Source organism: Maribacter sp. 4G9 (assembly GCF_002742265.1).
In the GTDB taxonomy this organism is placed as follows: domain Bacteria; phylum Bacteroidota; class Bacteroidia; order Flavobacteriales; family Flavobacteriaceae; genus Maribacter.
Genome location: NZ_MDGL01000098.1, coordinates 20,878 through 42,120 on the forward strand (window position 1 = coordinate 20,878; position 21,243 = coordinate 42,120).

Annotated in this window: 20 protein-coding genes; 5 read left to right on the forward strand and 15 right to left on the reverse strand. The window is 38.7% G+C overall.

The genetic code is table 11. The features are described 5' to 3' along the window. Window positions 1-3 precede the first annotated feature (3 nt). Genes BFP75_RS10680 through BFP75_RS10735 form a run of 13 tightly spaced genes read right to left on the reverse strand, consistent with a single transcriptional unit; the run spans window position 4 to window position 12,444 of the window. Window positions 4-3,042 carry a TraQ conjugal transfer family protein gene (locus BFP75_RS10680; RefSeq protein ID WP_099545397.1) on the reverse strand — a complete coding sequence of 1,013 codons (3,039 nt, stop codon included), beginning with the start codon at window positions 3,040-3,042 and terminating at the stop codon, window positions 4-6. 11 nt (window positions 3,043-3,053) lie between these two features. After that, complete coding sequence (locus BFP75_RS10685) at window positions 3,054-3,593, reverse strand: conjugal transfer protein TraO (protein WP_099545398.1); 540 nt, start codon at window positions 3,591-3,593, stop codon at window positions 3,054-3,056. Between the two features lie 3 nt (window positions 3,594-3,596). After that, window positions 3,597-4,559 (reverse strand): DUF4138 domain-containing protein, encoded by a 963-nt coding sequence (locus BFP75_RS10690; protein WP_165776580.1) that lies wholly within the window; start codon window positions 4,557-4,559, stop codon window positions 3,597-3,599. Window positions 4,560-4,561: 2 nt separating this feature from the next. Next, on the reverse strand, window positions 4,562-5,557 hold the full coding sequence (traM, locus tag BFP75_RS10695) for a conjugative transposon protein TraM (protein ID WP_099545400.1): 996 nt from the start codon (window positions 5,555-5,557) through the stop codon (window positions 4,562-4,564). After that, window positions 5,557-6,174: a hypothetical protein gene (locus BFP75_RS10700; RefSeq protein WP_099545401.1), complete on the reverse strand. Its 618-nt coding sequence runs from the start codon at window positions 6,172-6,174 to the stop codon at window positions 5,557-5,559. The genes traM and BFP75_RS10700 overlap by 1 nt, the downstream gene beginning before the upstream one ends. Window positions 6,175-6,220: 46 nt before the next feature. Further along, the gene (locus tag BFP75_RS10705) at window positions 6,221-7,132 is read right to left on the reverse strand and encodes a hypothetical protein (RefSeq protein ID WP_099545402.1); all 912 of its coding nucleotides are present in this window, start codon (window positions 7,130-7,132) and stop codon (window positions 6,221-6,223) included. 9 nt (window positions 7,133-7,141) lie between these two features. Next, window positions 7,142-7,759, reverse strand: coding sequence for a hypothetical protein (locus BFP75_RS10710; protein WP_099545403.1), 618 nt, complete (start codon window positions 7,757-7,759; stop codon window positions 7,142-7,144). Then, complete coding sequence (locus BFP75_RS10715) at window positions 7,756-10,305, reverse strand: TraG family conjugative transposon ATPase (protein WP_099545404.1); 2,550 nt, start codon at window positions 10,303-10,305, stop codon at window positions 7,756-7,758. Before BFP75_RS10715 ends, BFP75_RS10710 begins: the two co-directional genes overlap by 4 nt. Then, window positions 10,290-10,613 (reverse strand): DUF4133 domain-containing protein, encoded by a 324-nt coding sequence (locus BFP75_RS10720; protein ID WP_099545405.1) that lies wholly within the window; start codon window positions 10,611-10,613, stop codon window positions 10,290-10,292. Before BFP75_RS10720 ends, BFP75_RS10715 begins: the two co-directional genes overlap by 16 nt. Before the next feature lie 12 nt (window positions 10,614-10,625). Then, a complete protein-coding gene (locus tag BFP75_RS21490; protein ID WP_165776581.1) occupies window positions 10,626-10,961 on the reverse strand; it encodes a hypothetical protein in 336 nt (111 codons plus the stop codon). Continuing rightward, window positions 10,918-11,244, reverse strand: coding sequence for a hypothetical protein (locus tag BFP75_RS10725; RefSeq protein ID WP_165776582.1), 327 nt, complete (start codon window positions 11,242-11,244; stop codon window positions 10,918-10,920). Before BFP75_RS10725 ends, BFP75_RS21490 begins: the two co-directional genes overlap by 44 nt. A gap of 29 nt (window positions 11,245-11,273) precedes the next feature. After that, a complete protein-coding gene (locus tag BFP75_RS10730) occupies window positions 11,274-11,750 on the reverse strand; it encodes a hypothetical protein (protein WP_099545407.1) in 477 nt (158 codons plus the stop codon). 13 nt (window positions 11,751-11,763) lie between these two features. Then, on the reverse strand, window positions 11,764-12,444 hold the full coding sequence (locus tag BFP75_RS10735) for a ParA family protein (protein WP_099545408.1): 681 nt from the start codon (window positions 12,442-12,444) through the stop codon (window positions 11,764-11,766). Between the two features lie 763 nt (window positions 12,445-13,207). Between BFP75_RS10735 and BFP75_RS10740 the strand changes: the two genes are divergently transcribed. From BFP75_RS10740 to BFP75_RS10760, 5 genes are all read left to right on the forward strand, one after another. Then, window positions 13,208-13,594: a hypothetical protein gene (locus BFP75_RS10740; protein WP_099545409.1), complete on the forward strand. Its 387-nt coding sequence runs from the start codon at window positions 13,208-13,210 to the stop codon at window positions 13,592-13,594. Then, window positions 13,595-15,892 (forward strand): relaxase/mobilization nuclease domain-containing protein, encoded by a 2,298-nt coding sequence (locus BFP75_RS10745; RefSeq protein ID WP_099545410.1) that lies wholly within the window; start codon window positions 13,595-13,597, stop codon window positions 15,890-15,892. It abuts the gene before it with no gap. Window positions 15,893-16,192: 300 nt separating this feature from the next. Further along, complete coding sequence (locus tag BFP75_RS10750; RefSeq protein WP_099545411.1) at window positions 16,193-16,993, forward strand: helix-turn-helix domain-containing protein; 801 nt, start codon at window positions 16,193-16,195, stop codon at window positions 16,991-16,993. 84 nt (window positions 16,994-17,077) lie between these two features. Next, complete coding sequence (locus BFP75_RS10755) at window positions 17,078-18,196, forward strand: serine hydrolase domain-containing protein (protein WP_099545412.1); 1,119 nt, start codon at window positions 17,078-17,080, stop codon at window positions 18,194-18,196. 5 nt (window positions 18,197-18,201) lie between these two features. Beyond that, window positions 18,202-19,302, forward strand: coding sequence for a S41 family peptidase (locus BFP75_RS10760; RefSeq protein ID WP_099545413.1), 1,101 nt, complete (start codon window positions 18,202-18,204; stop codon window positions 19,300-19,302). Window positions 19,303-19,333: 31 nt separating this feature from the next. Here the strand turns inward: BFP75_RS10760 and BFP75_RS10765 are convergent, their stop codons facing one another. Continuing rightward, a complete protein-coding gene (locus BFP75_RS10765) occupies window positions 19,334-20,191 on the reverse strand; it encodes a nucleotidyl transferase AbiEii/AbiGii toxin family protein (RefSeq protein ID WP_099545414.1) in 858 nt (285 codons plus the stop codon). Further along, a complete protein-coding gene (locus BFP75_RS10770; RefSeq protein WP_099545415.1) occupies window positions 20,191-20,991 on the reverse strand; it encodes a hypothetical protein in 801 nt (266 codons plus the stop codon). Before BFP75_RS10770 ends, BFP75_RS10765 begins: the two co-directional genes overlap by 1 nt. Window positions 20,992-21,243 lie beyond the last annotated feature (252 nt).

Consider the following 21,243-nt stretch of genomic DNA (forward strand, 5'->3'; position numbering starts at 1 on the left):
AACCTAAACTCTGATAATATTTCCAGTAACTTTTTCACTCCATTGCCCATTGGTATCCATAACCCTGACTTCATAAGGCTGGTCTTGATATCTAAGCTTTCCCTCGCTTGGTTCTTCCTCTAATTCAAAATATCTATCAACCCCAGTTCCTTTCGCATCGTTATAATTGAACAATTTTGTGTCCCATCTACTTTCGAATCGGTTATAGATTCTGATTTCAACTTGCTGAAGTGTAGCACCATTGTATGCTTCTGAACAATTCGTGTCAAAACAAGTGTAAACAAGTACTACGTAGTCGCAGCCATTAAGACCTCCGCAATTGATATTGTGTTTTTCGCCTTTGGCCGCAACCTTGGGCTTTTTGAACATTATTATAGATTCGCTTAATGTTTGGGATATGCCAGTTGAATTTTCAACCCTGAAATTGATAGTAAAATTTTCATCGGTTTCTGGGAAAAATTGCATTGGAGTCGAACCATAGTCTAAAGGAAGAATATCGCCTTCCCGATAAATCCTGCTCTTGTAGTAGATATACCCTGCACTTGCGCCGGTAAAAGTAAAGGTCATTTCATAGGCTACATTGGTATTATGACCCGTACTGGCATTAGTAACGGCTGTTAAAGTAAAAGGCTGTCCTTCATATTTGTCCTCAGAAGATTGACTGATATTGAAGTCGAAGAACTCTTCATATTTATCATATTGAATATTTACATCCGCCGTTTTTTCGACATCCGACGAAGAACGCACGGTAAATTCAATATTATGGTTTGATTCGGATATTCCAGTATATTTTCCCTGAAAGGTACCTATAGGAACATTAAAACTCTCCCCGGCTGCATAAGTGGTTCCCTGATATTCAAAAATACCATTACTGCCTCCTGAGGAATAATACATAACATAGGTATCTCCGCCGATTCCCAATTCCGATATATTGAAATTGATGTCTATCGTATCTCCAGTATTGGCCTGAGATTGAGAGCCGTTAGCAGTGAAATTGTAATTCTTAGGCTCAACATTTACAGAAATAGCAACAGTCTTTTCAAGTCCCGTATCGTTTTGCACGTAGAAAGTCAAATTTATATTGCTCTCATCGGTTCCCTCTAGACTCCAGTTGAAATTTCCTTTGGGAACGTCATAAATATTGCCTGCGCTAACCTCGATTCCATTCTCATTTTTGATAAGGGCGTTACCGTTCAAACTATAACGCATAGTATAGTCGGAAGAACCGATACTTTCAGAGATATTGAAATTCAGGGAAGTTATCTCGCCAACGGAAATATCCGATTTTTGACTTCCGCCGGTAAATAGAAAATCTATCTGATTATAGTTTATGGTCGTGTTAGCCGTATGGGTCACATTGGCACTGGACTCCACGCTCAGTACTATATCGTGCTGACCCGCTTCTGTTCCTGTATAGACGACATTGTTATTATTGGGGCTTAGCTGGAATTTCTCCCCGGGGCCGTACTCCGTACCATTGACCCTAAGCGAACTGTTTCTTCCAGATGAATAGAAAGCCTCGTAGCTATCGTTAGTTCCCTCCGGAATTTCATCGATATCGATAATTACGTTTACTGGGATATTCGCAAATTCAGATGTTTTTGAAGGTGTAATACTGACCGTGAAATCATTCTGTTTGGTCTCCAAATCGATTAAAACAGGGCCAACTTCCTGACCATAATTGTCCGTAACGATGAACGAAACTTGATGTGAACCTAGACTTTCGGGATAATAAAAAAGCGCAAAATTGCCTAGTTCAACCGGATACTCAGTTGAATTCTGTAAGGTGTTGCCGTTAATACCTGCTATTCTTCCATTTCCTTCCAAAATCTCATAGGATATATTGTAATCGATGTTCTCGGTATTACCGTTGGATTTGATATTGAAATTGAATTGAGTACGTTCGTTCACAAAAACGGAATTGCTCTCCGAATTACCGGAAAACGTAAACGGAATGTTAGCGACTTCAATCTCGACGCTATCCTGTTTTATTTGACCGTTGGAATCACGTATGTCAAAAAATATTTTCCGCTTGCCCAACTCGGTACTGGTAAACGTATAATTATAGGAGTTTGGTACAATAGTTCTATATTGGCCAGGTTCCATGACCCCGCCGTTGTGGTCCCTGACTGTTCCCGCACCATCGCTTGTTGACGAAAAGGAGTGCGATATTTCATATTTCACCTCGGAATCTTCGTCTTGAGTTTTTAAATCGATAGCAATGGCCAAATTGGTATCCAATTCTACTTGGGTCGATGATGCCGTGGAATTGATGGTAAAATCCAAGTTAAGTACATTCAAGAGCAATTCTTCGATCAAAGTCGCTCCATCGGGAGCTTTGGCCGTTACGGTAAGTTTATGCTCTCCTAAAGTTTCAGGGAGGTATTCAAGTTCGGAAATACCTTTGGGCAAGGAGAACGGTTTTCCCGCATCAAATAACTCGTTGCCTAAATATAACTTTCCGGTACCATTTTCTATTTGATAGGTAACTTCAAAGTCCCCTTTGTTGTCAGGGTCTTCGGTTTCCTTATCCCTCAACAGCGTTGCACTCACGGGGTTTTTGGAATTGATAATAAAGTCATTGACCCCTTTGTTGAGCAAAAAGCTAAAGCTGGCATATTTTGCATTGTAGGTTAACGCCAGTTCTTTCTGGTTTTTATTGGAGTCCCATGCCAAAAACTTCACTTTATGTGATCCTGTATCAATGGCCACATAATTATAGTTCCAATTACGGTCGGTAATGTTCAAGGTGTCATTTGCACGAATGGTATCGCCTTCCATATTCAAAAAATATCCCTTGCTATTGGTAGTCGCATACTTCATAAAATAAGTGACGGTAGTAATTTCCTTTTCGGGAACCAAAGAAAATGAAGTACGAGTACTTTCGAACAAAAAGCTTTCTTCCGCATTTTCGCCTGTAAAGCTAAAATCGAAATCATCCAGAATCACGTCTTCAAAATCTTTACTGCAAGCCAGTATAAGAACGAAGAACGCGAGGACGAATGCAATCGAAAATCGGGTTTGTCGTGTTAATTTTTTCATTTTCAAATGATTTAAAACAGGAAATATCTAAGGCCCAATCCGGCATAGGGGTAGAATTGGCCAACATCACTATTAATATGATAATATTCGTTTGCTTTTATTAAAAGGGAAAAGTCGTTGCTAAGCGTTATTTCTCCTTCAAGGCCGACGAACACGCCATAGATAAACTGGCTTTTTGCGTCGATAATCGCACCCGTTTCTAGAAGACTATTTCCGTTATTGATTACTTCATAACCGATTATACCTCCTCCGCCGACATTGATAGCGTATTTTTTAAAGTTCTTTTGTTCCCAAACCTTAATGAAATACCCAGGCTGCACCGTAAATATGTTATAGGGAATATCGAAGGACCCCTTATCCTCGGCAATGGCGGCAAATACACTTAATTGTGCGTATCGATTTCGGTTCAGATGGTAGTTGTAAGTGGCCAAGATTCCAAAACCGTCTTCTGCATAACCGCCACTTAATCCTACTGAAGATGCATAATTTCCGCTCTGGGAATAGGCCAAAGTTGAAATGAAAACTACCAGTATTGTTATCTTGATTTTCATCTGTTAGAAGTGTATGGGGTTGTTAATGATTTCGTGCCCGATTTTTAATGAAAGGTTGCGGTTGCCGGATTCTTCGTCCAATTCTACGACGACCTCTTTTTTCTCGTCCAAAGCAAATTTTTTGAATACGATTACGAAGTGGTTTTCACTTTTACCGGCAACCGTTTTGGGCTGTTTGTAGACAAAGACCGGTTCCAGGCCCAGCTTTTGGTTACTACTGCTGTTTTTGTAGTTTGTGGCCATTTGGTGTTTGATGAAATTGATATCCAAATCCAATCCCTCTTTGTTCTCGATCCGGTACTGAAAATAGAGTTCATCTTCATTGTAATACACTCCTTTCAACCAAAGGAATACATTATCCAATCTTGAAAAATACCTGCTGATTTTCGCTTTATCGAACTGCATATAATAACAGCGTAGACGATAGTATTCCATTGGGTCTTTTATGTATAGTTCTTTGGTTGCCCTGTCTATGGAATTATCAGCCGATTTATCGGGAGACTTTTTGGTATTATAAGCTGTATTTATTTCTTCTTCTTTCAAAACATCCTTTTGCACGATAGGCATTGGAGTTTTTCTAACGGGATTTCCGTCAATATTTTTAATCGCCATTTCCGGAGCGATGTACCATGTTGTCTTATCGGGAACCTCGACCAACTCAATCAGGAAATCATAAACGTTACCAGATTCCGTAATGACCAAATAGTTAGTTCTATTCTCTTTCTCAGGGGCAAGTTCATCATAGTATAGTTTTAATATTCTACCGCTATACTTGCCACCTTCGGTTCTCGGTAAGTCAACGATAAAACCAAAATCATTTCCAATACTGCTTTCCGAGATATTCTCTGGAAAAATCAGAATGGTTTTGTAATCCTTTGATATTTGTAGCGTATCACTAAACTTTTGTCCACATAACGAGAATGCGGAAACTAGAAATGAAAAGTACAATAGATTCCTTGTCATCATATTCATTTTTTTGCTGTCAAAAACACACGGTCGCCATTGACCAATAGTATCTTATCCCTTTGCTTGTATTTTTTCTTTGTAAAGAAGTTTCCAAATGACCGTACTAGATTTCTAGCCAACGGCAAATCCGTTACATCTCCCACAGCTTCTGAAAGTTCATCCGTGCCCTCGCGTTGAACAGCGGTCACAAACTCTTGCATTAATTCCCCGGCTCTTTCATTGTGCAAACCCGTCATTCCATCTTCTTGATCCACCGCTGTCAATGACATTTTCACGTTGTTAATATTGGTTACCTCCAACAATATCCGTGAACCTTGTATGTTGGAAGTTGCGTAAACAAACGTGTTCTTTGGGAATCGCTTTCCGTTGTAATAGGTATCTTCTTTTAAAATCAACGTTACCCGATTGCCTGGAAGAATGAATTGGTCACGGTAGATGGCCGCATTAAGGGAAATTGAATTAGCTGAGAGTTTGTTTGAAGATTCTTCATAAGGCGCGGAATAATCCTGACTTCGAGAAAGGCGCTCATCGCGAGCCTCCATCATGAGTTTCCGATATTCCAATTTTTCCTGAAATACCGACTTTGGATCAGCGATTAGTTCTTTTTCTGGGATAGCAGGAATTTCAGTTGTTCGTATCGATTGTTCGTCATCGAAGGAGAAGGCGTTTAGCTCTTCCAGGACCTGTTCCAAAGAATCATTTCGTCTTTTGGTTTCTACAATATTTTTTAACGTTCCGTTATTTCGCAAACGCTCCAATGAATCCTGTTGCTGTTTTTTGTATAGTTCGTTCGGTTTTTCAATCTCCATTTCGTTCTCTTGACCCGGAAGGTTTTCGTTATAGCCGCCGTCTTCCACCAAAGTCTTACTTTTTTGCCCGAATGAACTAATACTGTTCACAAGGAAATAGACCATTAAGAACACGATGATAGGAGCAGAAAAGGCGAAGAGCTTGTGCCTTTTTATCCAGAGATTGAATGTGTCCAAGTCAAGTTTCATTATAGGTCGTTGTTTTCGAGAACATGAAACCTGATAATCTTGAGCCCGTTCAAATTGTTTGGGGTCGATTTGGTCTCCAGAATATAACCGCTTGTTACCAAATTCCGATATTCAGTTTGCTCGTTCTTGCGTATTTTTTGTTTTCCCATAAACCTAAAGGCAAAGGGATATGCGGAGTAGTCTATATACAGCGAATCTTGCTCTACTTCAATAGAATAATCGCTCTTGGCTACATCCTCATAATAATTTTGATCCAACAGGCGATTGTACAACCGCTTACCGGAATGGTCTATCATATAGAGTGCCTTGCCCTCTATATTCCTTTTGATAAATCGTAGATCAGGTTCAAGTGAGAAGAACAGCTCATGGAAATTTTTCAGATGTCCCTCGCACAATATGTCAAGCGCACGTTTGGGGTCGTTTATGCGCACAGCGGCCAATTTCTGTCCGTTGTCAAGCAAATAAAAACGGTTTTTTGCACTTTCGTTCGTTCGGTATCCAAAGTAAATATTGAACAAAGTACAACCTACCGTAAGAACTAAAGATAGATAAAGAACCCTGTTGCTATTGGCACGAATCTTATTTAAATCGTTGAAAATCTTATAATTACCGTCCATCTGTTTTATTGTGTTCGTTTAACATCCGTTATCATCGTTAAAAGGATTATTGTACCAATGTTCTTACTCCTTTTGTAGCTCCTCCCGTCTTTACATCGATTGCCGTTTGAGCCGCTTTTTTGGCATAGTGTTTTGTTCGATCCTTTAACTGATTTGCACTTACATTGATTCCCTGTACTATAAAATTTGATAATACAGGAGCTTTGAGATACACAAAGACATTCATTAAAATCAAAAGTGCACTTGTTAGTACCAATCCCAAATTGACCTCTCCGCCCTGCAACAATGAACTGATGAGCTTGTCCAAAACATGAAGCATAAAATTATCAATCAGGTACAGCATGGGAATCCACAGACAAACACTCATGAACTTTTGCAACCAAGCCTTCCACATGCCACTGAATATGGGAATGAAGGATAGCCCGATATTCAATGGCCCAAATATGATAAGGACGAAAAGATAAATTACCGACATGGCTTTGATACCGATAAAGACAACTGCGGATATTACCGATGCAATCATCACGACACCAGAGGTAATCGAGCTTAAAATCAATGCTTGTAACGCTTCCGGATCGGCTTTTAGTAGTAACCATGATATGCTATAGTCGGTCATGGCTTTGCCCTGAGCAATCATAATCTTCATCTGTAGCACATCCCATGTAATGTCATTGGCTTTCAAGGAAGTACCGATACCTTGATAAAATTCAAGAATGGTTCTGGTCAGCGCCCTGTAGGTAAAAAGGACAAAGGCCAAGGGCACCCAGCGCAAATGTGCTATGATATCCGTTCGCTTATCCTTGTTTAGAATAACAGAAAGACCGACTAAGCAGATACCGATGCATGCAAAGACCTGCCCGATCTCTATCATGGGATCTACGACGTTGTAGGCATCCAAAATATATTGGTCGAAGATATCGTTGACCGTTTCCCGTATTCCTTTATCGGTTAGTTGCATGGAATATTTTTAATTTTTGTTCATATTGATGAGTGATTTTCTTGCCTCACGAAACGCGCTGATTTGTGAGAGTTTGTTGTTATAGGTAATCAATCCATCGAGCAACTGTTCTAGTTTAGTATTGATGCCATTTACTTTTTTAAGGCGTTCTTCGGGTAGAATTATGGATTTTGTTTTGATAATATCGTTGCATTGTCTGAAAAGGTTTTTGGACTCTAAGATTGCATTAGCTGTGTACAATGTAAATTCTTGAATTTCGTCCCTTTCAAGATATTCCAGTTCTTGAATAGTGTTTTTTGATGTTCGATAAGCTTCTAGAATTCTATCCTTTAAATCAAGGGTCATGCTTACGTCTGTCGATTTCATCACATAATCGGGAGCCTTCTTTTTGGCCTCAAGTTCCTCCTTTAGAATTTCCTTGGCCTTCCTGTTGTTATTGTTGTTCTTCTCCATTAGGTTAATCAATCGTCCCAAGTTTTTGTTTACCGCTTTTAGCTGGATGTTTATGCTCGTCAATTGACTGTTTACCATGCCGATGCTTGCATTTGTTGCAGCATCCGTTACGGGAATTTGGGAAATAGCAAGTAATGGAATCAGCATTATTAGCATACTTAGTGTTCTTTTCATGTGTTTTGATTTTTAAGGGAACTTTCATAGGCATATGCCTTTGCAGCTAATTCCCAATTGTTATGATTGTTTGTGAATAGTTTCCTGATTTTTGAACTTTCGGTAGGGTTCGTTTCGTAAATACATTTTTCTTCCAAGGAGGTTTCCACGCCGTAAACCTTTACTTTATCCATCCAACAAAAGGCGACCTCACGGAATTTTTTATCCTTTGATATGTTTTTATTAATGGAAAGGATGAGTTGTTTTTGCTTTTCCCCCAACCCCATAATGGCCTGTATCTTATCGAAGGATTGGGCAAAGTCCCGCATATCCAGGAAAACCTTAATATGCGAATTGACCACAATGGCATTCTTTATGATTTCGGAAGAAATAAAATCATCTACCTTTTGTGAAATGAAAATAGGCTGACCTCCTAGCTTTCGGGCCATTCTCGATTGACTATTGAAATAGTGCACCAATTCGGGCCGAACCAATGCTTTCCATGCTTCATCTACCGCCAGTATTTTATTAATGGATAGTTTAGTGGGGTCATGCATCTTCTTATTGAAAATTTCCATTATCATGAGGGCGGTAATCGGAAATAGCAACTCGTTGTCTATAAGTTTTCCCAATTTGAAATAGACCACTTTTTCATCGCTAAGACTGGTAATCCTGTCGTCCTTTTTGTTCAATAGTTTGCCCCTTGGGCCGTCTGCATAATATTTTTCCAAAAGGAATAGGAACACGTTGGGGTCGAATTGTTCCTTTGGAATCTGTTTTGCTCCTGTAAAAGCTATGATGTTATGCTTACAGTACTCGAAAAATGTGTTGAACTTATGGTCTTGATTATTATTTGACCACATCGTGTCATAATAACCGATTATTAAAATCTCTAGAACGGTATTTGTGACCTCTAAACTGTTTGCATTGTTTTTATTACCGGTAATAAGTTTTAATAGGGTAACGAGATGTAGCAATTTACCTTCCGTTAAAGCTTTTCCGTTACTGCCGTTTTCCAGAAAATCATGCCTATCCAATGCAAACGGATTGAAAGTAAAGGGCATTTTGTCATCATGTTGTAAAATGACACCTCCGAATACCTCGGTCAATTTATCATACGAATTGCCATCTTCCATGATGATAGCCTCGCCACCTTGTCTTAGCTCAGAAGCAAAATAGTGGTTGGCCAAATAGGATTTTCCACCGCCAGACCCTGATACGATTAAAATGCCACGATTAAAAATCCAATCTTTTTCTTCTGGTTCTTTGTAAACGCTAACGGATAATGGCCTACCTGAAATCCGATCAACCAGACGAACCCCACCAATTGTTATGCTGGAATCTTTATAACCACCTTCAAAGTAGAGTAGGGAAGAGGCCATGTCGCTGGGCATGGGCATATACATATCCGATGAAATTCCAATAGCATTACCGGGTACGCCTGCAAAGAACAGATTTTTACGATCTATTGTGTTTCGCTTCGCATTTATCTTCAATTTTTTGAACGCAGAAGAAACCGCGTTCTCCATTTGCCTTTGCCTGTTGGGTTCATCCTCAAAGCCTAATACGTTCAAATGATAAAAGACCGTTTCCTTATGGTTTTCGAGAACGTCTTTGGTATAGTCATAAATCTGATTAGCATAAATGGAATTGCTGTCGTCTTTCTTTCCACCACCGAACCGCTGAAAGCTTTTTGCTTTTTTCCGCAGGTTAGATAGTGCTTTTTGCTGATCAGGGATGTAGATATATTGGTTGATGATATGCTCATGAGGGACTTTGAAACCCAAGGAAAAAAGGTTCCCGATAGGGAAACGGTTATGCCGGGTCGTAAACTTGCCATAAAGTTCATGTGTACCGATATGGTCTTTGGTAAACTGATCTAAGTTTTCCAGCGTAAAAAATTGGGCTTCTTTATTTCCGACATGGATGGTATTATTGCTGAAATCAACGTCTGTAAGGTTTGAATTCTCTTCTTTTAGGCCGAAATACTTTGCATAAAGTCCATTCGTGGAAAACAGTTCATCATAGTCTAAAATTTCTGAACTGATGAGGCCTGACGAATTGATAAGACTGTTGACGTTTTCTACCTGACTTTCAAAATCAACCAACATCGTGCCATCAATGAAATCTTCGGGAACACTATTGTTTAGGAAAGAATCTCTGTTTTTGCCTAAAAACGAATTTGCCCGTTTAGAACTGTACTTGATATAATTTTTGGGTACAGCACTGATATATAAGTAATGCGTGCCGAGCAAATAAGGACGGCCTTCAAAATATTCTTCATTGGCCCGTTCCAACATATCCCCTTGCAGCCTCTTTAAAATCGGTGCGTAAGTGTCCTGAAGGAAGAAATCCTGACGGTGCAACAATCTATTCGCCCCTAGAATATTGATGATATTGAAGAACAACTCTTGCAGCATTCCGTATTCCCTTGCATCCAACGTGAATACCTCTGGAAGTTCCAGTTGTAATGGAATCGTTACGCAGCCTTTTTCCTTGGCAATCAAAGCATGCCGTTCATATCCATAGATAGGGAATGCATCCCAAAGTGCTACCTGTTTTTCCATAACAATAAGTTTTCAAATGGATTGGATACTTTAATGGAATCTGGTTTGGAGGCATCTGCCAGTTTCTTCACAAAGCCATTGGCTCCATAAGTTCTAGAATAGAACAGAAGGATCAAGAATACGAAGGTGATAACCCCTACGGTTAGTACCAGCGCTATCAACATGGGGATAAAAGTCGATAGAATTAGGCCGAGCATGATTGTTGCCAAACTTAAATAGATCAGGTAAAGGATATATTTTGCCTTGAGACCTTTGTATAGGACATCCTTTTGCAATCCCTTGTTTAAGGGTATATGATTATTTTCCATAAGGCAGTGCTATTAAATATTACCAATAGCTTCGCCTACGGAAAGCAGGGCATAAAAAATAGCGATGCCAATAATTACCTTGCCTAGTCTATCTGCCAAATCGCTATTCTGATTTCGGATGTACAAATAGGTCAAAGCGGTTATACCTACTGCAACGCTTGCAATTATTTTTATGATGCTGACAATTTCTTGTGCAAGACTTTTAGAATTGTTCCTGAATTCTTGGGCTTCTTGAAGTAGCTGGTCGAATTGACTATAGGAGTAAAGATGTAGAAAGAAGAGTAGTAGGAAAAGAAAAAGAGACTTAAGCTTCGGGATTCGGTTTTTCTTCGGACGGTTCTTCGTCACGAATAACTTTGAGTTTTTCATGCTTTTTGCGAGTTATGGAATTTGAATCATCATCCGATGAACCCTCTTTAAAAGCTTCCAGTAATTCTGAAGTATCTTCCACTTCCGACATCTGGTTGAGTACAGCTTCTAAATCAGTCTGTCCGTCAGTTGATTTAAAAGCAAATTTATTATTTAAACGCAAATAAGCAAATATTTTTGAATGTTTTTTTGTTTTTGTTTTTTTCTCATTAAACAGAACCCATAGGACATAGCCATACCATAAAACGGCTAGGCCGCCCAATATATATAAGATTATGTTCCAATTTGAGTTCAACTTTTTGTTTCTTTTAAATCAATTTCCTTAATCGCTTTCGCGAACTTTTTGCTTATGAAATCTTCCAAAACTTTTCGAATCAAGTCGTTTCTTGAGGTTTTTATGCCCATTTTATAGGAAGCTCCCGTAGCCAACTTTTCGTATAAACCTAAACAAGTTCCGCTCAAGGATAATGTGAATGTATCCTTATCGTCCCTGAAAGTTTCCGCATTCAACAAGACCATCAATTGTTTTAGAGCGCCCGTCTCTTGTATTACTTGACTTTTGGCCTCCGATAATGATGTATCCTCGATTAAAGGAATTTGGGTCTCTTTTGTAACGCTTTTTGATTCAAAATGTTGTTTTATGCCTGATACATTGGCTTTTGGGGAACGTTGTTCCTTTATATGCTCCACGGTATTCAGGGATTCTTTGTTTTTCTTGGCCATTTGCTGGATCAAGTCGAGTGTGTTTATTTTCTTCTGTTTTGCCATCGTTTTTTTTGTATTAGTTCAATAGTTGCATGATTTCTTCAAAAAATGGTCTAAGCTCTTTATTTCCCCATTCTTTACCTTGGGGTATGGGATAGAGCGTATTCCGGTATTGTTCCTTATAGATAGTCTTATCCTTGACAACGCTTTGCATAAGGGGTAAGTTGGCATCCGTGAATTGCTGTCTTAAAATGGAAAACACATTTTTTCTAACTAGTTTATACTTGTTGAAGAAAAGGTGTATGCTTTGCAATACCCGTTCGTCATTTTCCAAAAAATTGTGCTTCAGGGTCAAATAGAAATTAGAAGTACTATCGATTTCCAATTCGTCATGACCAAAGGGAATGAACACATGCTCAATATACAGAAGTCCCCTTACCATTTCAACGTTCAGGCTTCCAGGAAGGTCCATGATGATAAAATCGACGAGACCGTAGTATTTCAAAATAGTATCTTGGATGGTTTCCAATGTTACTCGTTCAATCGGGTATAGTTTCTTAACCTCTTGTTCATCGTCATCTAAAAGTTCAAGTTCGCGTTGTCTTTTTTCATAAATCGAGTACTGCGGATTGTCTACATCCAAAAGCACTACTTTATGGCCTCTGGCATATTGGAGTTCCGAGGCTAAAATAATGTTCAGGGTGGTTTTTCCGATGCCTCCTTTTTCCCCAACGATACTAATAATCTTTGTTTCCATATTTAACGGGTTATTTAAGTCAATAATTACGTAGCTACTTAATTAATTACCTAATTAAATCCGTTTGCAACTGTTGAAATAATTAAGCAGCTATTGATTAAATATAAACACATAATAAATTAATAATGAATGATTTATAAATTAATTTATCGTTTGTTATGATATGGATTAAAATGGTCTGAAATGGCAAATGAAGGTGGTTCTATATGGATTTACGGTGATAATATTTTTATTGCTTTTGGCGAAAATAATAGCTAAAAAATGGTTTTTGAATCACGTTTCCTTGGAAGCTGATTCGCAACAATTACTTTTTTTAAGGATAGGCTGATTTGAGGTAGATAGTCGATACAAAAGCAACGCCCCTGCGGAAACCAAGGAAGCCTATCGGCACCCTTCGCATCCTCGGGACCGCTCAAAAGCACATGGGGCAAAAAGGCCTCATGCTCTTTTTCTGCCCACCCACGGTTATCTATGTTTCTATTTTGATTTCGTGAATTGCAGTGACATCATGTGTATATGCTTAAAAGAAACTATTAGTTGTATCCAAGTTTTATCCCGATGATGGAAGAATTATCATGTATGTGTTGCTTGTTATCAAGATTTAATCGTGATTTAGTAAATAGCGATAAACGTATTATTAAATACCATTTACTTTTATATAATAATTCGTTATATTTAAATTCGAAGAATTTTGCAAGTTATGTTTTAAGCTGCTTAAAACTTACTACTTCTTGCGAAGTGAAAACGGTAAAACCGGAGAATTATGGCGTTAAATAAAGGAGGAAGGAAGGCATTAGGCGACAAAAAGCGGGAAAACAGGATTATGTTGAGGTTCAATAATACCGAGTTGCTCCAAGTAAAGGAAATATTAAGATCTTATAATCTCGATTATACCAAAAGAGGTGTCATCGGCCCGTTTTTAAGACGGTTGATTTTGAATAAAGAGACTGCGGATAACCAGAAATTACCTGATTTATCCGCCAATCTTGTCTTTCAAATCAACAAAATAGGGGTCAATATCAATCAATTAACAGCAGTTGCTCGCTCTAAAAACTTGCGGAGTCCATCAGCAAAATTGGATGCAGAAATTGAAAAATCAAATGAACTTTTGGGTAAAATCGTGACACTTTTGAATGAAAAAATATACTAAATGATTGGGCGTATTCTATATCGTGAAACTGTACATGGGGTACTTAATTATGTCTTCGGAAAGGAGGGGAGCATCACTTTAGGCTTTCAAAATACCCTGTCCCAGAGCATATCCGAGAAGTTTTTCACAGACGTGCTACATTTTCAAGGCCAACGCCATTCGTCTGCTAGTCGGTACGTGCATATCACGCTCAACTTGCCCCATGGGGAGCATCTTGACGATAAAACCTTCAATACGTTGGCGCAAGATTATATGCATGAAATGGGCTATGGAGAACAGCCCTATGTCGTAGTACGACATAACGATACCATCCATGAACATGTACATATCGTCTCTACGACCGTCAAGGAGGATGGCCAAATGATAAACCTTTCTTTTGACCACCGAAGAAATGTGGCCACTCAGCGATTTCTGGAAAAGGGTTATGGACTTTCCCCATCCCCGGAAACAAAATCCTATCGTGAGCTGCCGCAATACCGACTGCCCGAACAACAATTTAGTAGCGACGAGACAAACGGCACAAAATTTTATCTGCAAGATGTGCTAAATAGCACCCTTCAAAAGCATAAGGTCAGAAGTTTTGACGAACTGGCGCTTTTGGTACGGCCGTACCATATTGTGGTCAGCACCATAACCAATGAAAACGGAAGGGTAGGGGTGGCCTATGGTATCGATAACCAAAAACAGTATAAGACCCAATTTATCAATGGATCTACCGTGCACCCAAAATTGAGCGGACCTAAACTGGAGGCCATCTTTGAGAGGAACAAAAAATCGAAACTTTTGCCGATGCATAAAAAGCGGTTGGAAAAACAATTGGCAACTACATTCAACCTATTCAAAAGCATTGACCAGGAAGATGTGCCCGATGTATTGAAATCCTATCAAAATATCGATTGTGAGCTGCTTTATGGAAAGAAAGAGGAACTGAAAGATATTGTCATTCATGATAAATCAGGTTATGTTTTTAGGGTATCCAAAAAACCTTTCCAGAGCGATTTGAACAACTATTTAAAAATGTCCGATTCGGAATCAAAAAAAACAGTCATAGCCGCTGAAAGCAAACAATTTGTTCTAGAAACACAAAAGTTAATCAAAAATGCGTTTTATGAATCCTATCTGGATTCTAACAAAAGTGATTTATTGCTGTCGGAGTCGGTAATGACCAAAAACCTCAAGGATATACTGCCCTATATCGCAAAATCGGAACGCTTTTCCTTTCTAGACCACTACTCGGATAAGAACAACGGTAAAACGGTTTTAAAAGTGTTACAAGAACAATTTAAGGGCGTTCGACAAGACCTGAGCGAAACGGAAACAAAAAAAGAAATCACAACACTAGAAAGTCGAGTTTCATTGCTAAAAATGGTGCTTGAGAATGGTGTGTTCGATACAAATAAGAACAATAGCGTTCCATTTTATCTAGTGCAGAGCTTGGGACTAAAATATGACGGCGAAAAAGTATCCTTCCGAAACTCCAATGCACACTACGTTACGCTGTCATTACATGATTTTAAGCTTCAAGAAAATAACGAGGCCTATATTTCTACCGGTTCTGTCCGGCAAAATGAGAAAGTACTGAAAATGCTTGTCGAAGAAGTCGTTAAAAAGGATGACGACTTGAATGCTAGCTCTTTTTTCTTGCCTTTGCTGTTACCTGAATTGTATGATTCTATGACCGACACGTACAGGGAGCAATTTGAAAGGGAAAGCTTAAAAGCCTACCTCAAAACTTCGGAACGTTCTCATAGTACTTATGAAAAATCGCCCGTGGATTATATCAAATTGTTCAATGCCAAAGGGTTTTATTTTGAGCGAAACCATGATAAAATTTATGTTCGATCCGTATATTCCAAGCTGCCTGTAAGTATTCCTCTTGCCCCAAAAACACAGGCATATTTGAGTTCAATCAAGAATTTGGATAAGGTTCTTTCAGAACAACAGCATAGTATCGAGAATATAGCAGAGCAAGGTCGGGACAAGCTCAACAACTTATGGTTTGGTTATTTGGTCGAGAAAGGGTTGTACGACAAAGCGGCTTATGCCATGGTTCATCAAAATGTTCGGCCAAATTTGAGTAATCAGGCAATGGAACACCACTTGGCAAATGGTTTGCGGGAAAAAATAGTAGAAGTCTCTAATCAAAAAATCAGTTATCAACACGCTGCTATCTTAAGAAAAGGCTTGTACGCGTTTAGTGCGCTATTAGGTGGAAGTGGTTATAAAGAAGAGGAAATGTTCAATGGGTTTAAGGATGAGTTTACGGACTTTACCAAACGAAAGGGTATGTTTATTTGAGGTCAAATATAGGCTTTAACGGTTTTTTTGGATACTGAATAATAGTTCCATGTAAGGTTAATTACCGAAATTGCTAGAAGGAATAACAAATGGAACTGAAAAACCTTTTTTATGCCGAAGTAATTGAATAGTCCTATAAAACGGCCTTTAATTGTAACAACAAATACTCCCTATTTTTATTCTTTTAATCGGCCTTTTGGGCAATGGTCAATTCCTTTTGGTGTAACACTAATTCATAAATGTTATCTTTAATTGTAAGTAGCAAAAATTTCCATCGCTGTAAAATATTATTAGGTCAATATGATTAAGGAGGCAATGTACAGAGGAGTGTATTCAGGTAACATACTTCATTCAAGGTGTGGCGAGAATTATATTGCCAGCATAACGCATTATGGTACAGAAAACTATAATGACAAACTGCATGAGCATGAAAACGCTCATTTCAGTTTTATGATGAATGGTGGATGCGTAGAAAGGAAAAAGTCTGACTATGAATTATTGCCCGGAAATGTTACGTATTATGATTCAGGCGAGAAACATCAAGTTACGAAAGTGGTCAAGAATTCAACCAGGGTAAATTTGGAATTTGATGAGAGCTTTCTCAGACTTTATCGTTTATCGAACGATGAGATGAAATCAGCTGTTTACAAGAATCCGGAGTCAAAATTCCTGTTAATGAAGATTTATCGTGAAATGATAGCAAACGATTCTTTTTCGGACCTTTCCATAGAAATGCTTTTTCTACAATTGACAATTCCAAAGTTTACCCGTCGAACGGAAGACAGTAACCCAATTTGGTTGAATACTTTAGATGAATACTTGCGCAGTAGCTCTGGAACAAAACTCACACTAAATGAGTTGTCCTATATATGTAAAGTACATCCCGTAACCCTTTCAAAGAAATTTCCGATTTATTTCAATTGTACACTTGGTCAGTATAAAAGAAAGTTGATGGTCGAAAAAGCTCTGCCGCTAATTACTTCATCTCAACTTTCCTTATGTGAAATAGCGCTAGATTGTGGTTTCTTTGACCAAAGCCATTTTACACGCACCTTCAAGCAGTTTATAGGTGTTTCTCCCAATTTATATAAAGCTTCCTAACGCAAGTTATTACCTCGCGGCTAAATCCATACTATTTTTTTCTTTCTTCGCTTTATATGTTTGCTGAAGTAAGTTAATATACAAATGAAGCATTTATCGATATTTGGAATATTCTTGTTTCTGTTCAGCCTGATGTCCGGTTGCGGAACAACTTCTCAAGTCATTGCCTTGAACGGAGAAAAAATAAGTTCGTTCAAAATAGATTCTCTACTTAAAAAACAAATGGATTCTGTCAATATGCCAGGACTATCAATAGCATTTATCAATGACGGAAAAATTGTACTGCACCGTGAGCTAGGATATTCAGATCTGGAAACCAAAAGCAAGGTTGATGAACTTACAATGTTCGAAGCTGCTTCTCTGAGTAAACCTGTATTTGCATATTTCGTAATGCAGCAGGTAGAGAAAGGTATTATAGATTTGGATGAACCGCTCTACAAAATTCTTCCATTAAAAGACTTGGAGTATGATGACCGCTATAAGCTATTTACCGCCAGGATGGTTTTATCCCATACTACGGGTCTTCCGAACTGGCATTCCAACCGACCTCCAGACCCGAGTATGAACGTACCCGAGGGGCATACCTACATAATGTTCCAACCAGGCACAAAGTTTTCCTATTCGGGAGAAGCATATCAGTATCTCGTAGATGTCCTTGCTCATCTATTGAAAACAGACCATACGGGCTTGGCACGGATTTATCGGAAAGAAATGGCAGAGCCCTTAAAAATGAAGCATTCCTACTTCGATTGGAACGATTTTATAAAAAAACATAGGGCCACAGGTTATATTCAAAAAGACGACAATCGTGCGAACGAACCGCAGACACTCAAAAAAATCAACGGATTCGGTGCGGCTGGGGGACTACGGACAAATGCTGTTTCTTATGCCAATTTCATTATAGGTCTTATGAATGAAGAAGGTCTGGAAAATAATTCTTTTGAAGAGATGTTCAAAGTTCAATCGTACGTGGATGATTGGGACGACACCGATGATTGGGGACTTGGAATCGGCATAAAGAAAACACCATATGGCACCAGATATATGCACACCGGTAGTAACGGGGATTATCAATCCTACTTTATCATGTACAGAGAGAATAAATCAGGCTGGGTATTTCTAACAAATTGTAATAGATCCAATGAACTATTTTCAAGTTTGGAATCATTCTTCCGCAATGGAAAATTAAACACTAATAAATAAAACTTATGAAAAAAATAATCCTATTTCTAGCATTATCCTTTTGTGTTGCGTCGTTTGCTCAAAACCCAGTTTCTAAAATTAAAGATACTACGGTATCAATGCCAGAAAAGATATTCGAAACGCTCTGGCAGACCTTTGAGGACAATTATGCCTTTTTTGAATTAAGAAATGTCGATTGGAAGTCTTCTTATGAAAAATATAGAGCTAAGGTCGATTCTACGACAAAAGAGGATAGTCTTTTCTCAATTTTATCGCAAATGCTGGCCCCTTTCAACGACGACCATATCAATCTTATAATTCCAGGTATAAAGGAATTCACCGCCGAAAAACCATCTCCGTTCTTAAATGAATTTCCCGAAAAATCTTCAAGGGATTCTTTATGGCACGTCGTGGATAAAACCCTTTATGATTATCACTTTGAAGCCATGCAATCTATTGGTCCTGAATTCAGGGGTTTAAAGCTGTTTTACTTCTCAAAGTCCAAGAACTACGGTTATATAAGAATTGGGAGATGTTTCGTATCCGATGCCACATCCGACGATATGGAGAAAGATGCCGAATTAGCAGGTAAATTGTTGGATTCAGTATTAAAAACAATGCACAATTCCAAGGCCATAATTCTTGATGTGCGTACGAATATTGGTGGTAACGATGAGTTCGCTTATGCGATTGCTGGTCGATTTGTTAAAAAGAAAATACACGGGCATTCCAAACAAACTAGGATAACGGGTACCGATAATTACACGCCATTGGAAAAATGGTATATCGAACCAACGGCAAGCAAGCCCTATAAAAAACCCCTAATTCTCTTGACAAATGACCAGACCGCAAGTGCCGGGGATGTTTTCGCTATGATTATGAGAGAGCTGCCCCAAGTTACCATAGTAGGCGAAAGGACATTAGGTATCTATTCGGATATGTATGGTTTTACATTGCCCAATGGTTGGTTGGTCTCGCTTTCTAATCAACGCTACTATTCTACTAAAATGGAAAGTTATGAAGGTGTAGGGACCCCGGTAGATTTTCGAGTAAGTAATACTAAATGCGATTTGATTAAAATGGAAGACCCTGTTGTCAAAAAAGCTATGGAAGTATTAAAGAATTAAGGTAGCTATTTAGAAATCATCAACCTACCATTCAAAATACTTGATTCAGTAATACATTGATTCCTTTCTTGACTATTTCGTAATCTACCATACTATTCTCTGGTATCTGGTGCGCGAGACTATTTTCCCAAGCCGCTTTAAGACGTTTATCGTTTTCTTCGTTGATCATCTGATCGATTCCAGTAAATGTTAGTCCTTTGAACGCCATTTTTTTATGAAAGGCCTCGGTTATAACAGTCCAGTCGATACCGGGTACATTTTCCGACAAATACCAAATATCATAAAAGTCCCGTGGAGCGGTATAAGAGCGCTGTATGAGCGCCCTAAGTTTTTCGGCCAGTACTTCGTTTATGCTATAGCAGGGCACGGTCAAAGGTTCTTCGGATAGTTTATCCGAATAGCGATGATGTACCTCCCTCATTTCTAATGGGAAAACTAGCTGTTCAAAAAGAATAATCTCGATTTTAATACTGGTAGTCCATCGTTCGGGAGGAGGAGGTGCTTGATTTCTTGAATGATCGGCACCCCAAAATTTGACGACGGCTTTATAGCCCATCAACCTATTTTCGGATTTTAAGGGAGATAATTCCTGAACTTGAAGCGGAATGCCGGTACGTTTGGTAATCAAATCAACGATTTTGCCAAGTACTTTCTTGTCCAATTCAAAATCTGGATTTGAGGAAGTGAAATCCAAATCTTCGCTAAACCGATAATCGAGAAAGTAGCATTTCCGTAAACAAGTACCACCTTTGAAAATTAAAGATTCCCTACATTCCGGAACGGAAAAAATGGCATCAATGAAATGGCCCAGTACCCAATCTTTGTCCACGGTAGACTTGGCAACGCTATTTGCTTCTGCATGCTTTTCTATTTCGCGCTTCAATATCATCAGTATATTTTGTTGGCAATGCCAAGTAAGTCTTCTTTACTGATATTCATGCGTAGTCGCCAATCCCGCTCATAATCTCCCGCGTCCGGCCCTTGGGGGTCAAAAGGATTATATGCTTCTTTGACCTGTTGACGGGTATAAGCAATAAATGTTTTCATCCCTGGTTTTTCAAATAGTTCTGCCAAGAAACCCATTCTTTTTGTGACCGCTATATTATCGATCGCTTTACAGTAGCGGATCATTTTTTCGGAAGAAATTTTGGCTTGGGAAAAAGCCCTTATCAGTTCCGCATACCCGCCTGAATACTTTGGTATGTCGAAACAGTCGACTATGGTTTTCTCCACGTCGGTTATGGCATAACTATGATTACCGTAGCCTTCATTGGTTATACCGTCCCTTTTATATTCGGCGATGGTTACGAATTTATATGCTACACCAAAGACTTTCTTATCTCTCTTGATTTTTGTGGTCTGAATGAATATGGTGTTAGGGAATTGTTCCGTAAGTCCGTGTAGGTTGAGCGCCGACCAATAGGCAATCGCACCGTCTGGCACCAAAAAACTTCCAATCACTTTTTCATCCCTAAAGTTTGCACGGCAATATTTACCCCTTTCGATTCGGGAAAATACTTTTTTGTGAACTAGGTTTTCGATAAGCTCGTTAACGTCTTCTTCTTGTTCGGGCACAAGCTTTTTTATATCCTCCAGCGAAAAAATATCCATTTCATACTCATCCAGCAAAAGCATCAAATTTAGCTGCGGTTGGGTAAGATTCTCTGATGTATAGCTTCCTATGGCCATGATATATCGTTAAACGATAAACCCTAAAAATTGGGGTTTATCTACAAATGAAATATCAACAAATATAGTAAAGAATTTGTTAATGTAATACAAATCAGCAAAAAAGAATACAAGGCAGTATCTCTGAAATTGAGTGGAATTTATACTGACCTTAAGTACCCTGAGAACGGATATTTGGCGAAACTATTAAAAAAGACCAGAGATGAGGTACATCAGCGATAGATTGGCCAGATTCTCAAATTATAGTTATTC

What these genes read in the sequence shown, in the direction of transcription:
- BFP75_RS10680 (WP_099545397.1), bottom strand. Translation starts at nt 3,042, where the DNA reads ATGAAAAAATTAACACGACAAACCCGATTTTCGATTGCATTCGTCCTC.
- BFP75_RS10685 (WP_099545398.1), bottom strand. Translation starts at nt 3,593, where the DNA reads ATGAAAATCAAGATAACAATACTGGTAGTTTTCATTTCAACTTTGGCC.
- BFP75_RS10690 (WP_165776580.1), bottom strand. Translation starts at nt 4,559, where the DNA reads ATGATGACAAGGAATCTATTGTACTTTTCATTTCTAGTTTCCGCATTC.
- traM (WP_099545400.1), bottom strand. Translation starts at nt 5,557, where the DNA reads ATGAAACTTGACTTGGACACATTCAATCTCTGGATAAAAAGGCACAAG.
- BFP75_RS10700 (WP_099545401.1), bottom strand. Translation starts at nt 6,174, where the DNA reads ATGGACGGTAATTATAAGATTTTCAACGATTTAAATAAGATTCGTGCC.
- BFP75_RS10705 (WP_099545402.1), bottom strand. Translation starts at nt 7,132, where the DNA reads ATGCAACTAACCGATAAAGGAATACGGGAAACGGTCAACGATATCTTC.
- BFP75_RS10710 (WP_099545403.1), bottom strand. Translation starts at nt 7,759, where the DNA reads ATGAAAAGAACACTAAGTATGCTAATAATGCTGATTCCATTACTTGCT.
- BFP75_RS10715 (WP_099545404.1), bottom strand. Translation starts at nt 10,305, where the DNA reads ATGGAAAAACAGGTAGCACTTTGGGATGCATTCCCTATCTATGGATAT.
- BFP75_RS10720 (WP_099545405.1), bottom strand. Translation starts at nt 10,613, where the DNA reads ATGGAAAATAATCATATACCCTTAAACAAGGGATTGCAAAAGGATGTC.
- BFP75_RS10730 (WP_099545407.1), bottom strand. Translation starts at nt 11,750, where the DNA reads ATGGCAAAACAGAAGAAAATAAACACACTCGACTTGATCCAGCAAATG.
- BFP75_RS10735 (WP_099545408.1), bottom strand. Translation starts at nt 12,444, where the DNA reads ATGGAAACAAAGATTATTAGTATCGTTGGGGAAAAAGGAGGCATCGGA.
- BFP75_RS10740 (WP_099545409.1), top strand. Translation starts at nt 13,208, where the DNA reads ATGGCGTTAAATAAAGGAGGAAGGAAGGCATTAGGCGACAAAAAGCGG.
- BFP75_RS10745 (WP_099545410.1), top strand. Translation starts at nt 13,595, where the DNA reads ATGATTGGGCGTATTCTATATCGTGAAACTGTACATGGGGTACTTAAT.
- BFP75_RS10750 (WP_099545411.1), top strand. Translation starts at nt 16,193, where the DNA reads ATGATTAAGGAGGCAATGTACAGAGGAGTGTATTCAGGTAACATACTT.
- BFP75_RS10755 (WP_099545412.1), top strand. Translation starts at nt 17,078, where the DNA reads ATGAAGCATTTATCGATATTTGGAATATTCTTGTTTCTGTTCAGCCTG.
- BFP75_RS10760 (WP_099545413.1), top strand. Translation starts at nt 18,202, where the DNA reads ATGAAAAAAATAATCCTATTTCTAGCATTATCCTTTTGTGTTGCGTCG.
- BFP75_RS10765 (WP_099545414.1), bottom strand. Translation starts at nt 20,191, where the DNA reads ATGATATTGAAGCGCGAAATAGAAAAGCATGCAGAAGCAAATAGCGTT.
- BFP75_RS10770 (WP_099545415.1), bottom strand. Translation starts at nt 20,991, where the DNA reads ATGGCCATAGGAAGCTATACATCAGAGAATCTTACCCAACCGCAGCTA.